The sequence below is a fragment of the Phyllobacterium sophorae genome (assembly GCF_003010965.1).
GTDB classification, from domain to species: Bacteria; Pseudomonadota; Alphaproteobacteria; order Rhizobiales; family Rhizobiaceae; genus Phyllobacterium; species Phyllobacterium sophorae.
This window is the reverse complement of record NZ_PGGM01000001.1, coordinates 568,469-582,502: the sequence shown is the minus strand read 5'-3', so window position 1 is coordinate 582,502 and position 14,034 is coordinate 568,469. Positions and strand designations below refer to the sequence as shown.

Below are 14,034 nucleotides of genomic sequence, written 5' to 3'. Positions count from 1 at the left end.
AACGACTCTCTATAGACAAACTTTGCTCTAGATTGCTATTGCCGCAGAGTGGTGAAAAAATATCGCCTTACCCACGCCCTTGCAATGAGAGACGCATCGGCATCGCGGATGCGGAAATCCGGCTTTCCATGAACATGACACAGCGCGGCGAGAGCCGGCGGGCGGGACGAACATGAGCGCAGCTTACCAACCCGATAATTCGGCGCAATCGCCCTACTGGCGACAAAACCTGATTGTCTGCCTGCTTGGTTCGTTCACTACTATTGTGGCGATGACACTCATTCTACCCTTCCTGCCGCTCTATGTGGAGCAATTGGGCATCACGGATCATGCCGCGATCGTGCAATGGTCAGGCGTCGCTTATGGTGCCACTTTTTTCACAGCAGCGCTTGTTGCCCCGCTCTGGGGACGGCTTGCCGACGTCTACGGGCGGAAGCTGATGCTGATACGGGCCAGCCTTGGCATGGCGATCGCTATGTCTCTTATCGGCATGGCAACCGACGTCTGGCAGTTGGTCTTCTTGCGTCTGCTCACAGGGTTGCTGGGGGGTATGCATCGGGCTCAACCCTACTCGTTGCAACGCAGACGCCAAAGGCACGCATAGCCTGGGCGCTTGGAACACTGTCTTCGGGCATTATGGCCGGCAATCTGGTCGGACCGCTCGTCGGCGGTGCATTGCCACCATTGATCGGAATTCGCGAGACGTTCTGGCTGGCTGGAGGCGTCATCTTCATCACTTTTCTGGCAACCAGCTTTTTCATCAAAGAAGAGCGGCGTACACCCAAGACCAAGGCCGGCAGCCAAGCGAGCGGATGGGCATCCATTCCCGACAAACGTCCTGTGATCGTCATGTTGCTCGCAGGTATGCTGCTGATGCTCGCCAATATGTCAATCGAACCAATCATCACCGTCTACGTGGCACAGATTGTTGGCGATGCGACCAAGGTGACGCTTGTTTCCGGTATCGTCATGTCCGCGGCGGCGCTTGGCAGCATCCTTTCTGCTTCGCGCCTCGGCAAGCTGGCAGACCGGATCGGTCACTGGAACGTCATTATTGTCGCGCTCTTGATCTCGGCCTTGCTTCTTATCCCACAGGCTTTCGTAACACAAAGCTGGCAGCTGATCGTCCTGCGTTTCCTGATGGGACTTTCGCTCGGAGGACTCCTGCCCTGCATCACCGCCGTGATCCGGCACAATGTTCCGGATAATATCGCTGGCAACATTCTCGGATATGCAACGTCGTCCCAATATATCGGACAGGTTGTCGGGCCATTGGCGGGCGGATTTGTCGGCGGCCATTTCGGTATGCGCGCGGTGTTTCTGGGCACCTGCGTGCTGCTCGCCTGTGGCGCCGCCTATGGCTGGTTGGTGCGTCCGCGGGATCGGTGATAACCTTCAAGACAGCAGGTGATTCGCAACAGCGATGATCAAGAATATTTCGCCAAATTGTCATGGAACCAGACTGACTCCCGACGCATTACTGTGATCAGCTCAGCGGAGCGACCGAGCGAAACTGAACTGTCCGACATTCATGGAGGAAGTAATGAACGACAAGCGTTTTCCCATTCCGGTTATGGTTACTCTTGGAGCTACCGGCCAACGAGCGGTCTCCAGTGTGTGGGAAGCGATAGAATGCCTGCGAACGTACTGGCCTTCAAAGAAGGGCCCAAGCTACAGGCGAGCCTTGCAGACTTGTCTCGATGCACTTGACGGCTGGAAACCCGCGCACAAGGCGCGGCATGCCTTTATCAGCGCCGCGCGTGAAGCAGGCGTCTTTCTCGACACAAGATTGCATTAACAGGAATCGGGCGGCGACGGTCGCCGCCCTCTCGTTCGGTTCAGCGGATATAAGCGCGTGCCCGCGGACGCCTCTCATTCATTTCATGGCTGAAGATCGTCGGCGGCAAAGGTGCCACCTGACGGATTATGTCTGCACCCTTTTCGCCCATCATGACCGTTGGCGCATTTGTATTGCACGATGGCACGCGGGGCATCACTGAGCTGTCGCATACGCGTAACCCTTCAAGTCCGCGAACTTTCAATTCAAGGTCAACGACTGCCATGGCGTCCGTGCCCATCTTGCACGTTCCCACCGGATGGTGGTCAGTCTTGGCATTGGCGCAGCCATAGTCGAACAGTTCCTCATCGGAATTATACTTTGGTCCGGGTAGCCGCTCGGCCATCACAAAAGGCTTCAGGGCCGCCTGGCCCATGATCTCCCGTGCAATTTTCAAACCTTCTATCGACATCTTGCGATCGTGCGGATCGCTCCAGTAGTTCGGATCGATCAGGGGCGCCGCGGCGGGATCATTTGAACGGAGGCGGACAGTGCCGCGCGAGCGCGGATGCAGATAGGCGGAGTTCAGCGTTACGCCGGCATTTTTCAACCGTTCAACACCTGCCTCGATGCCGGAGCCGAGCCCCAGATGAAACTGGACATCCGGCGAACGCGCTTCTGGTTCGGCATACCAGAAGCCCCCGGTTTCGAACAGGCTTGATGCCACAGGACCCGACCGGAACAGCACATATTGCAGACCGGCCCACAAGGTCCGATGCAACTTGGCGACGCCATCATAGGTATGGTCGCCTGTGCATTCGCAAATGACGAACAGATCGAGGTGATCCTGCAAGTTTTCGCCGACGCCCGGCAGATCATGCACAACAGGTACGCCGAGGCTTCTGAGATGATCGGCAGAACCTATGCCGGACTGCAACAGCAGCTTGGGTGAGCCTATTGCGCCGGAACTCACCAGAACTTCGCGGTTCGCTCGAATAATCTCGCGCGAATTGCCATGCATGATCTCGACACCAGTGGCGCGCCTGCCGTCCACCACTATTTTTGAAACCTGCGCGCCCATGCGCACCGTCAGATTCTTCCGATCCCTGATCGGTGCAAGATAGGCCATCGACGCCGAAGACCGACGGCGATCGCGCTGAGTCAGCTGGTAAAAGCCAACACCTGCCTGCTGCTGGCCGTTGAAGTCATGGTTATAAGGAATTCCAAGTTCCTGCCCCGCCCTGATATAGGCATCGCAAATGGGCAGTGTCGCGGCAGGCATCGACACGCCGAGAGGCCCGCCATAGGAGTGGTAGTCGTCAGCGAAACGCTGATTGTCCTCGGCGCGTTTGAAATAGGGCAGGACATCACGGTAGCTCCAGCCAGCGCATCCGTCTTCCTTCGCCCACAAATCGTAATCGGTTGCATTTCCGCGCGTATAAAGCTGCGCATTGATGCTCGAGCCGCCACCGATGACCTTGGCCTGCGTGTAGCGGAGAATGCGGTTCTTCATGTGTTTCTGCGGCACCGTTTCCCATCCCCAACTGGCGACGCCTTTGGTCATCTTGGCAAAGCCAGCGGGCATGTGAAACAGAGGATTCCAGTCGCTCCCGCCTGCTTCCAACAGAAGCACCGTGACGCTGGGATCCTCGCTCAGGCGGTTTGCGAGCACACAGCCCGCTGGTCCCGCACCTGTAATGATATAGTCATAAGTCATTCTACAGCCTGCTTATCGATAGGGCGCCATCCGCATTGATGACGGAGCCAGTGGCAAAATTGAAATCGCCGCTGGCAAGTGCAGCCACGATGCGACCGAGATCATCAGGTTCACCCCAGCGCTTCATCGGCACAAGACCTTCGGCGATCAGCTTGTCATATTTCGCAACAGCCGCCGAAGTCATATCGGAGCGAATTATGCCCGGGCGTACATCGAAAACACTGATACCCTGATCGGCCAATCGCAATGCCAGACCTTGCGTGAAGGCCGCCAGAGCTGCCTTGGTCATGCAATAGTCGAGTCGTTCCGGCGAGGTCATTTCGGCAGAAACTGAAGTGACATTGATGATCGTGCGCGGCGCCTTTTCGTGCTTCCGCTTTAACATTACTCTTAGCGCCGCCTGCGTGAAAAAAACCGTTCCCCGCAAATTGATCGCGAAGATGTCGTCATAATTAGCTGGCTTAAGATCCAGAAAATCGCCACGCACTTTGGACCCAATACCGGCATTGTTTGCTAGGCAATCAATCCGGCCATGAACATCCATGACTGCCTGAATGGTGTGTTCATGACCTGCCACTTCGGCAATGTCCGCTTGCATGAACGACGTTTTTGCGCCCAAGGCTTCAAGTGTCCGAACAGCCGCATCACTTGCTCCATCGCGGACGATGTCGGTAATCGCCAGATCAAAGCCCTTGGCGGCAAGTGCTTTGGCGATACCAAGCCCGATGCCACGCCGGGCTCCTGTGACGAGGGCGACCGGCTTCATTGGGCAAGGTCCTTTGACACAATATGATCAGCGACTCGCAACGCCTGCGCTGCGATAGTGAGTGCCGGATTGACGGCCGCGGACGTCGGCAGAAACGCCGCATCGACCACAAACAGATTAGGGTGATCAAAAGCACGGCAATAGACATCGAGCGGCGCCTGAGCGGGATCGGTACCCATGCGGACCGTGCCGCATTGATGGGATGGCGTCTTGCGATCGAAGGCCTTGGAGAGAACCAGCGGAAATCCGGCAGCGCGCAATACGGTCTTGATCTGTGCGACCAGCTTTTGATGCGCCGGCCAGTTGCTTCGGATCCATTGCAGGATGATCCTGTCCCCATCGACGCGAACTCGGCTCTCGGGCTTCGGCATGTCTTCGCTCATCGCCAGAAAATCCACGGTATGGGCGCAGAAGCGATCAAGCACCCATTCCGGCACCAGCTTCAGGTCAGATTTAAGGACCGGTCCGCTGATGCGTCCGAGCAGTTGAACATTGCCGAGCGGAGCACCACCATTTCCATCGGACAGGTAGAAATCGTTGAAGCCGAAAGTCTTCTGGTAGATGGAATCGTTCCTGAAGCGGGGATCGAAGCCAATGACCGCGGACAAATTGTGGTTCATGAAGTTGCGGCCAACCTGATCGGAACGATTGGCAAGACCGCGTGGATTTGAATCATTGGCCGAGCGCAGCAGCAAAACCGCAGACTGCACAGCACCAGCCGAAAGAATGACAAGCTTCGGCTTAATGAGAAAGCTTCCGCCGTCCTTCTCGTAATGCACCGCTGTGATGGTCTTGCCACCGGGCGCGGTTTCAAGCCGCGTAACCCGCGAGTTGATTTGGAGCCGGACATTCCCATGCCTCAGCGCTGATGCGAGTGCGGTCGTTTCAGCATCCATTTTGCCACTAAAACTATTGGGATGCGCATCCCAGGGTGTCTTGCCATGCGAAAGCCACGTGTCGATATCGACGCCAAGCGGCAGCGACGATGGATGGACACCGACGGCGCTCAGCCGTGTCCGCAAAGCACCAATCGGCGGTTCATCGGGAACAGCCGAAAACTTATACGGTGTCGAGTGGTGCGGCTCCGTCGGATCTTCGCCCAACGTCCCGCGAACCTGAAACAGGGTCTCCGCTTTGCCGTACCATGGTTCAAGTTCCTCATAAGCAAAGGGCCAGGCAGGGGACACCCCCTCAAGATGCTGCATCTCCACAAAATCCTCGGCGCGATAGCGTGTCAGCACCGCTCCGTAGAATTTTGAATTGCCGCCTACATTGTAATAATTGCCCGGATTGAAGGCACTGCCGTTTTCGTCGTACCAGTTTTCCTTTGGCCGGAAAAAGCCGTGCTGGAAGATTGCCCGGGGATCGCGGTTTTCCGGGCGATCAGGCAGATGATCGCCAGCCTCGAGGATGAGAATATCGGCTCCCGAGGCGGCAAGCCCTGCTGCCATCGTCGCGCCGCCGATGCCTGAGCCAATGATGACGATATCTGCTGCTGTGGCCGGTTGTATCTCTTGGCTCATGAGCATCTACCGTTCATGAGTTATGTTTCAGGCGCCAATGCGCAATTGCGACTGCGGATCGAAGAATACGGCCTTGTCCAGATTGAAGGCGAGTTGGGTCTTCTGTCCCGCAACGATTTGTGCATCGGCACGTAAACGGGCAACCACTTCCTTGCCGCCCAGCTTGGTTACGGCGAAGGTGTCGGAACCCGCCGGCTCAACCACTTCGATCAGGCATTCGCCTTCGACGAGCGACCCCGCATTGCGGTCTGCCCCATCGGGATCAGTCAGGGCTTCGGGCCGAATGCCGAAAATCACGTCTTTGCCCGCGTATAAGGCAAGCGCGCTATTGGTCTTCTTGATCGGCAGGTGCAGAGGCACTGCGTCGGGACGCTCGAGTACGACCCGCAGGTCGGACGGTCCGCCATCGATCTTGGCCTTCAACAGGTTCATGGCGGGCGAGCCCATGAAATCAGCAACGAAGAGGTTGGTCGGATTGTTATAGATCTCAGCCGGCGTGCCGAACTGCTGCAGCACCCCATCCTTGAGCACCGCAATCTTGCTGGCGAGCGTCATGGCCTCGATCTGATCGTGCGTAACGTAAACGATCGTCGTCTTCATGCGCTGGTGCAGGCGCTTGATTTCCGTGCGCATGTCGACGCGCAGCTTGGCGTCGAGATTGGACAGCGGCTCGTCGAACAGGAACACTTGCGGGTTGCGCACAAGTGCCCGGCCCATGGCGACGCGCTGACGCTGGCCGCCCGATAGCTGGCTCGGCTTACGATCGAGCAGGTGGCCGATCTGCAGCATGTCCGCCACCTGTTTGATCGCCTTGTCGCGTTCGGGCTTCGGGACGCCGCGGATTTCCATGCCGAAAGCAATATTCCCGCCAACGGTCATGTTCGGGTAGAGCGCATAAGACTGGAACACCATGGCGATGTCGCGTTTGGAGGGGTGCAGTCCGCTGATCGATTTGCCCTTGATGGAGATATCGCCGGAGGTGATCGGCTCCAGTCCGGCAATCGTGTTGAGCAATGTAGATTTGCCGCAACCGGAAGGTCCGACGAGCACGAGAAATCCGCCCTCGTCGATCTCGATGTTGATATCCTTGAGGATCGGCACATTGCCGTAGGATTTGTGCAGGTCTTTGATCTGGAGAAATGACATTGATTTATCCCTTCACGGCGCCGGACATGAGGCCGCGGACGAAATAGCGTCCGGAAACGATGTAGACGATGAGAGTTGGCAGCGCGGCCAGGATCGCGCCGGCGAAATGCACGTTGTATTCCTTCACGCCCGTCGAGGAGTTGACGAGATTATTGAGCGCAACTGTCATCGGCGTGCTGTTGAAACCGGAGAAGGAGGCACCAAACAGGAAGTCGTTCCAGATGTTGGTGAACTGCCAGATGACGGAAACAACGATGATTGGGCCCGATGAAGGCAAGAGGATTCGCCGGAATATCTGGAAGAAGCTGGCGCCGTCAATTTGCGCCGCACGGACAAGCTCCGTCGGAAACGCTTCATAATAGTTGCGGAAATATAGCGTCGTGAATCCGAGGCCATAGATCACATGGACCAGGATAAGGCCCTGAATCGTGCCCGCCATACCGAATAACCCCAGCATGCGTGCCATCGGAATAAGCACGATCTGGAAAGGAATGAAACAGCCCAGCAAGAGCATGCCGAACATGAGGTTGGAACCCGGGAACCGCCACTTGGTCAGGACATAGCCATTCAGAGCCCCGACGATGGTCGATATGGCAACAGCCGGGACCACCATGAGGATCGAATTGATGAAATAAGGCCTAAGCCCGGTCGGCTGTACACCGATCTGTGCCGTAGACCACGCGGAAAGCCAGGGTTCGATCGTCCATTCGCGCGGTGGAGAAAGCATGCCGCCTTGGCGGATCTCATCGAGTGTCTTCAGCGAATTGACCACCATTACGTAGAGCGGCAACAGATAGTAGAACGCGAAGAACAAGAGTGCGGTATAGATCAGCGCACGCGTGAGCTTGCCGCTGGAAATTGCATTGTCTGGGCTCTGGGCACTCATTTCCTGTCTCCCCGGACTTCAGAATAGAGATATGGAATGATGATCGAGAAGATCATGATCAACATGATGATCGCCGAGGATGCGCCGATACCCATGGAATTTCGTGTAAACGTATAGGAATACATGAAGGTCGCCGGCAACTCGGTTGCCTGGCCCGGTCCACCGCCGGTCAGCGCAATCACAAGGTCATAGGCCTTGATAGCAAGATGGGCGAGCACGACAAAGGCAGAGAGGAAAACCGGGCGCATCAGCGGGATGATGATGCGCCGGTAGATCATCCCGGTCGAGGCGCCGTCGATCTGGGCTGCCTTGATGATCTCATTGTCGACCCCGCGGAGCCCCGCAAGAAACATGGCCATGACAAAGCCCGACGACTGCCAGACGGCGGCGATCACCACCGTATAGATCGCCATGTTGCGATCCTTGATCCAGTTGAACGTGAAACTCTCCCAACCCCATTGATGCATGGTGTTTTCCAATCCGATACCGGGGTCGAGAAACCATTTCCAGGCCACGCCGGTTACAATGAAGGAAAGCGCCATAGGATAGAGATAGATCGGACGCAGAAACCCTTCGATGCGGATCTTCTGGTCGAGCAGGATAGCGAGGCCGAGGCCAATGACCGTACAAATGATGATATAGAGCGAGGCAAAAATACCGAGATTCGTGATCGCGCGCCACCAATGCGGCAAGGCCCAGAGCTTGCGGTAATTTTCAAGACCGACAAAGCCGTAGGAAGGCAGCATCTTGCTGTCCGTGAAGGACAGGATTCCCGTGTAGACGATGAAGCCATAAACGAAGATCAGAACGATGAGAAAGCTCGGCCCCAACACCAATTTTGGTATCAGGTCCTGTATGCGGCTGCGGGTATCCATAGCCTCACCCCTCCAACTATTTTAATTCTTATGGTTGCCGCGAAGTGTCGCGGGTAACCTGTCCGGGGCTGATTTGACCCCGGACAGGAAAGCGAAACTTACTGCGCGGCAGCAACAGCGGAAACGAGTTCCTTCACCGCTTCGTCGGAGCTCAACTCACCGTTGAACTCACGCGTAACCACGTCATAGATCGCGTTCTTGACGGCAGCCGGATTGGCATGGCCATGAGCCATGGATCCATAGAGCGTGCCGGCCTTGTTGGCCTCGGCAAGGTCCTTGATGGCCTTCTTGCCGCAAGCATCGAAGGCGGTGTCCGGAACATCCGTGCGTGCCGGGGCGGAGCCCTTCACCACATTGAACGCCGACTGGAAAGTCGGGCTTTCAATGGCCGATGCCATGACCAGCTGTGGGGCCCGTTGTGCATCACTGACCTTGAACATGGCGAACTGGTCAGAGTTGAACGTGACGGAGCCCTGAGTGCCCGGGAAGCGCATGCAAACGAAGTCCTTGCCCGGCTCCTTCTTGGCCTTGACGAATTCGCCCTTGGCCCAATCGCCCATGAACTGCAAACCAGCCTTGTTCTCTATGACCATTGCGGAGGCAAGATTCCAGTCACGACCGGAGAAATTGTCGTCCACATAAGTGCGCAGCTTGGTCATGCGGTCGAAGGCTTCCTTCATCTTGTCGCTACCCAAAGCCTTGGGATCGAGATCGATGAAAGCCGCCTTGTAGAAGTCATTGCCAAGGGACAGAACGACGGCGTCGAAAATCGTTGCATCCTGCCACGGCTGGCCACCATGGGCGATCGGCGTAATACCCTGCTCCTTGAACTTGTCGAGAAGGGCGATCAGCTCATCCCAGTTCGCAGGCTCCTTACCGCCAGCCTTGTCGAGAGCAGCCTTGTTGATCCAGATCCAGTTGGTCGAGTGAACATTGACCGGCGCTGCGATCCAGTGACCATCATATTTGGAGAAACCCTGCAAGGCTGTCGGGATGACGTCATCCCACTTTTCCTTCGCTGCAATATCGTCCAGATTGCCAAGCGCACCCTGCTTCGCCCAATCGAGAATGTCGAAACCGAGCATCTGCACGGCCGTTGGCGGGTTGCCAGCGGTTACACGAGCACGCAAAACGGTCATTGCTTCGGTGCCGCCACCACCAGAAACCGGCATGTCGGACCAGGTAATACCCTTGGTTTCCAGATCCTTCTTCAGAACCTCCAGCGCCGTTGCTTCACCGCCGGACGTCCACCAGTGCAGGACCTCGACGTTTTCGGCTGCGTGCGCCATTGTTGCGGTACCCAGCAACATTGCTGCTGCAGCAACCGTATTCATCCACTTTTTCATTTCATGCCTCCCACGTGAAAAAAGAGAAAAATTTGACAAAATCCGACCGAAGTTTCCCCAAGTCCGGAGCATTCTTACAGTATGCAGAATGGCTATTACAATCGATTTAATTCCCTGACCATACTACTTTCCTCCTACCGATGTGCATGTTCAACGTCTTGGTCTCGGTATAGTCCTCCACTGCATGCCTGCCGAGCTCGCGGCCAAGTCCGGACTGCTTGTATCCGCCGAACGGCAACTCTGATGCACCGTCCATGAATGTATTCATCCAGACCGTTCCGGCACGCACCCGTCTGCCGATTGTCAGGCACGTGTCGAAGTCGCGGCTCCACACGCCGGCCGACAAGCCATAATCTATGGAATTGGCGATACGGACGGCGTCTTCCAGGGTTTCGAATGTTAGCACAGACAGCACCGGTCCGAATACTTCTTCACGCGCCACAGCCATTTCCGGCTGAATCGAAGAAAGGATCGTCGGCGACATGAATTGCCCCATGCCGAGATCAAGCGGTTCGCCACCATGGCTGACATTTGCACCTGCCGATGCAGCCTGACGCACATAGGTATCGATCTTCTTCAGGTGTTCAGGCGTGATGATTGCACCAACCTTGGTTTGGGGATCGAGCGGATCGCCAACCTTCACTTTGGCGGAGAGCGCCGCAACACGCGCAACCACGTCGTCCGCAATATCGCGGTGAACGATCAGGCGGGACCCCGCATTGCAGCATTCACCGGCATTGAAATAGGCCCCGAATACGGCGGCATCGATGAAGTCATCCAGCTCCGCATCGGGAAAAACGATTTGTGGGTTTTTGCCCCCGAGTTCGAGCGAAACCTTTTTCAAAGTCTGGGCTGCATTGGCCATGGTAAGCTTGCCGACCAGCGTCGAGCCCGTGAAAGATATCATGTCGACATCGGGATGTGTCGTCATTGGTGCACCGACCTCGGCGCCCGTTCCAACGACAATATTGACTACACCAGGCGGAACACCGGCTTCGATTAGAATTTCACCGAGCAACAGCGTAGACCCGGACGTGAGTTCTGATGGCTTGACGACAGTGGTACAACCGGCAGCAAGCGCAAATGGTAACTTTTGACTTACAATGAGAAACGGGAAATTCCACGGCGTGATAATCGAGACAACACCGATTGCCTCACGCAGCACGACGCCCAGCGTTCCATCGCCCAGGGTGTTGTAGCTTTCGCCGTGCAGGTCGCGCCCGAGAGCTGCGGCATACCGCCAGATATCGACGGCACCGCCAAGTTCGGCTTTCGCCTGCGAAATCGGCTTTCCGGATTCGATACAGTCGAGATAGGCGAGCTCATCGGAGCGGGCCGCGATTAGATCTGCTGCCTTCAAAATGATGTTTGATCTTTCGGCACCGGTCATGTGCGACCATGGACCGTTGTCGAAAGCATTGCGCGCAGCGGCGATTGCCCGCTCGGCATCGACCTTCGTTCCTGCCTGATAACGCGAAACCACGACGCCATGTCCGGGGCTCTTGCGCTCGATCACGCCACCTTCAGCGCCGTCGGCCCATTTACCGCCGATCAGCATCTGGAATTCACGCACATTGAAATTATCGAGCGCTTGTGGACGTACCAGAACTGTCATTACCATTCTCCCTTGAACACGGGCTCGCGCTTTTCGGCAAAGGCCGAAACACCTTCCTTCAGGTCCGCTGTTTTTGCGACGAGGATCGAGCCCAAAGCCTCGACCGCCGTCCCATTATCTTCGCCATTGGCCGAGGCGATCATCAGTTTTGCCACTTCGACGGCTGCCGGGCCACGCTTGGCGATCCGCTCTGCGTAGGCCTGCGCCGTGGCAACGGCGGCACCCGTCTCGACGACATGGTCCACCAGACCGACGGCTTGCCCCTCGTTCGCACTGAAGATCTCGCCGCCCAATGCCATGCGGCGGACAACCTGTGCGCCAAACCGGCGGACAAGACGTTGCGTTCCGGACCAGCCAGGCACCATGCCAAGCCCGGTTTCCGGCAGGCCTAGCCTGATCTGGGTTTCGGCGATGCGGATATCGGCGGCCGCGGCCAGTTCCAGCCCGCCGCCCAGCGCATGGCCATTGAGCGCTGCGATGAGGGGGACTCTCAGTGTAGCCAAACGCTCAAAAACGCGATGGCCGAAGCGCACCCAGGCATGACCGAATTCGTTCGGCGTCATCGCCGCCCAGGCCTTGATGTCGCCGCCCGCAGAAAAAGCCTTGCCCGCACCGGTCAGGATCGCAACCCGTATCTCCGCGTTGGCTTCGACAGCATCGCAGGCAGCGCTTAATTCCTTCAGCATGTCGAGGTCGAAAGCGTTGAGTTTTTCCGGCCGCGACACCGTGATCGTGGCGATAGGGCCGGCGAAGGTTACTTCGATACGCCGATCAGCCATTGAGTGTCCTTTGCGGTTTCTGCGGTAGTTTCAAACCGAATGGCTGCGGACCAAACAGTTGAATCTCCATCAGTTTAAGATCGCGGGCAACGACCAGCGGGAATTCCGACTGGTCGAGAATATGCGTTTGCAAATCAATGCCCGGCGCAATTTCAGTCAGTACAAGACCCTCGGGGCGCAGAACCATGACGCAGCGCTCGGTAACATAGGTGATGTCCTGACCCTGCTCGACGGCACGGCGGCCTGAGAAGGTGACGTGCTCGACCTCCCTGACCAGCTTCTTCAGCTTGCCTTCCTTCTCGATCACGAGCTTGCCGTCCTCCACCTGCACTTTCGCGCCGGCATTGAACATACCCGAGAAGACGATCTTGCGTGCCCTGGCCGTGATATCGACAAAGCCGCCGGCACCCGCAGTGACATGCGGACGGAAGCTCAGCTTCGACACGTTGACCGAGCCGGTTTGATCGATTTCAAGGAAGGACAGAAGTGAGGCATCGAAACCTGCGCCCTGGAAATAGGTGAACTGGTGCGGGGACGGTACAAAGGCTTCGGCATTGGAAGCGCAGCCAAAGGCAAAGTCGAGCAACGGAACGCCACCGACAGGACCCTGCTCGATCACCCAGGTGACCGCGCCATGCAGTCCCTCTTCGAGAAGAATGCGCGGCACATTGGCAGAGATGCCGAAACCGAGATTGACGGCGCTTCCCGCCTCAAGCTCCATGGCGACACGGCGGGCGATGACTTTCTGGATATTGAAATCCGGCAGGGCAAAATCTTCCAACGGATGGAAAATTTCACCGGAGATCGCTGGGTCATAGCCGGTTTGCGTCGTCTGCATCTGATCAGGATCGACGACGACATAGTCCACCAGAATGCCCGGAACACGCACGTCATGCGGCTTCATCGAACCACTCTTGGTGATACGTTTCACTTGCGCGATAACGATTCCGCCATTGTTGCGGACCGCCAGCGCCTGATCGAAGCCGCCAAGGTAGGCGCCCTCGTGCTCGTATGTGAGGTTGCCGCGCTCGTCGGCCGTGGTGGCGCGAATGATGGCCACCTGCGGAATTATGGGCTTGAAGAACAGCCATTCCTCGCCCTCGAAGTCGATCTTGCGAACAACCGGCTCCCTGGCCGCCAAAGCGTTCATGGCGCAACCTTGCCGGTCCGGATCGACAAAGGTGTCGAGCCCGACCTTGGTCAGCACGCCCGGGCGTTTCGCGGCCGCCTCGCGGTGCATGTCGAAGAGAATGCCGGACGGGATGTTGTAGGCCGCGACCTCATCATTGCCGATCATCTGCCAGATCAATGGCGGCTCGGCGGTGGAGGGGCCAGACGGGTAGGAGCCGCCGATGATTTTCTTCAGAAGCCCCTTCTTGGCGATGTAATCGACACCCTTGATGCCGCTCATGTCCCCGGCAGCGATAGGGTGCAAGGTCGTCAGATCGCGGGGATGACCGGTCGCATCGAAACGCGCCCCAATCGCCTTCAACATCAGATCCGGACAACCGAGACCACTCGATGAAGAGACCGAAACAATGGCTTCGTCGGGGATGAGGTTCGCGGCCTCCTCAGGAGTTATGTGCTTGTTCATTCTTGTATTT

The 14,034-nt window shown here is 57.0% G+C and carries 11 protein-coding genes and 1 pseudogene; 2 read left to right on the top strand and 10 right to left on the bottom strand.

The genetic code is table 11. The features are described 5' to 3' along the window. The first annotated feature begins 172 nt into the window (after positions 1-172). Both CU103_RS02850 and CU103_RS02845 read left to right on the top strand, forming a co-directional pair. A pseudogene (locus tag CU103_RS02850) lies at positions 173-1,389 on the top strand (MFS transporter). 154 nt (positions 1,390-1,543) lie between these two features. Further along, positions 1,544-1,798, top strand: a complete 255-nt coding sequence (locus tag CU103_RS02845) for a DUF982 domain-containing protein (RefSeq protein WP_106662375.1) — start codon at positions 1,544-1,546, stop codon at positions 1,796-1,798. 40 nt (positions 1,799-1,838) lie between these two features. On the opposite strand, the gene CU103_RS02840 is transcribed toward CU103_RS02845, so the two are convergent. The 10 genes from CU103_RS02840 to CU103_RS02795 form a co-directional block, all read right to left on the bottom strand. Next, the gene (locus CU103_RS02840) at positions 1,839-3,494 is read right to left on the bottom strand and encodes a GMC family oxidoreductase (protein ID WP_106662374.1); all 1,656 of its coding nucleotides are present in this window, start codon (positions 3,492-3,494) and stop codon (positions 1,839-1,841) included. Position 3,495: 1 nt separating this feature from the next. Beyond that, positions 3,496-4,260 (bottom strand): 3-ketoacyl-ACP reductase, encoded by a 765-nt coding sequence (locus CU103_RS02835; RefSeq protein ID WP_106662373.1) that lies wholly within the window; start codon positions 4,258-4,260, stop codon positions 3,496-3,498. Next, positions 4,257-5,783, bottom strand: coding sequence for a GMC oxidoreductase (locus CU103_RS02830; RefSeq protein WP_106662631.1), 1,527 nt, complete (start codon positions 5,781-5,783; stop codon positions 4,257-4,259). The genes CU103_RS02835 and CU103_RS02830 overlap by 4 nt, the downstream gene beginning before the upstream one ends. 27 nt (positions 5,784-5,810) lie before the next feature. Then, on the bottom strand, positions 5,811-6,929 hold the full coding sequence (locus CU103_RS02825) for an ABC transporter ATP-binding protein (protein ID WP_106662372.1): 1,119 nt from the start codon (positions 6,927-6,929) through the stop codon (positions 5,811-5,813). Positions 6,930-6,933: 4 nt separating this feature from the next. After that, positions 6,934-7,815: a carbohydrate ABC transporter permease gene (locus CU103_RS02820; protein ID WP_106662371.1), complete on the bottom strand. Its 882-nt coding sequence runs from the start codon at positions 7,813-7,815 to the stop codon at positions 6,934-6,936. Then, complete coding sequence (locus CU103_RS02815; protein WP_106662370.1) at positions 7,812-8,690, bottom strand: carbohydrate ABC transporter permease; 879 nt, start codon at positions 8,688-8,690, stop codon at positions 7,812-7,814. Before CU103_RS02815 ends, CU103_RS02820 begins: the two co-directional genes overlap by 4 nt. A gap of 98 nt (positions 8,691-8,788) precedes the next feature. Next, the gene (locus CU103_RS02810) at positions 8,789-10,036 is read right to left on the bottom strand and encodes an ABC transporter substrate-binding protein (RefSeq protein WP_106662369.1); all 1,248 of its coding nucleotides are present in this window, start codon (positions 10,034-10,036) and stop codon (positions 8,789-8,791) included. Positions 10,037-10,142: 106 nt separating this feature from the next. Beyond that, complete coding sequence (locus tag CU103_RS02805; RefSeq protein ID WP_106662368.1) at positions 10,143-11,651, bottom strand: aldehyde dehydrogenase family protein; 1,509 nt, start codon at positions 11,649-11,651, stop codon at positions 10,143-10,145. Continuing rightward, positions 11,651-12,430: an enoyl-CoA hydratase/isomerase family protein gene (locus tag CU103_RS02800; RefSeq protein ID WP_106662367.1), complete on the bottom strand. Its 780-nt coding sequence runs from the start codon at positions 12,428-12,430 to the stop codon at positions 11,651-11,653. The genes CU103_RS02805 and CU103_RS02800 overlap by 1 nt, the downstream gene beginning before the upstream one ends. Continuing rightward, entirely contained in the window at positions 12,423-14,024 is a 1,602-nt protein-coding gene (locus tag CU103_RS02795) for an acyl CoA:acetate/3-ketoacid CoA transferase (protein WP_106662366.1), read from the bottom strand. The genes CU103_RS02800 and CU103_RS02795 overlap by 8 nt, the downstream gene beginning before the upstream one ends. Positions 14,025-14,034: the final 10 nt, after the last annotated feature.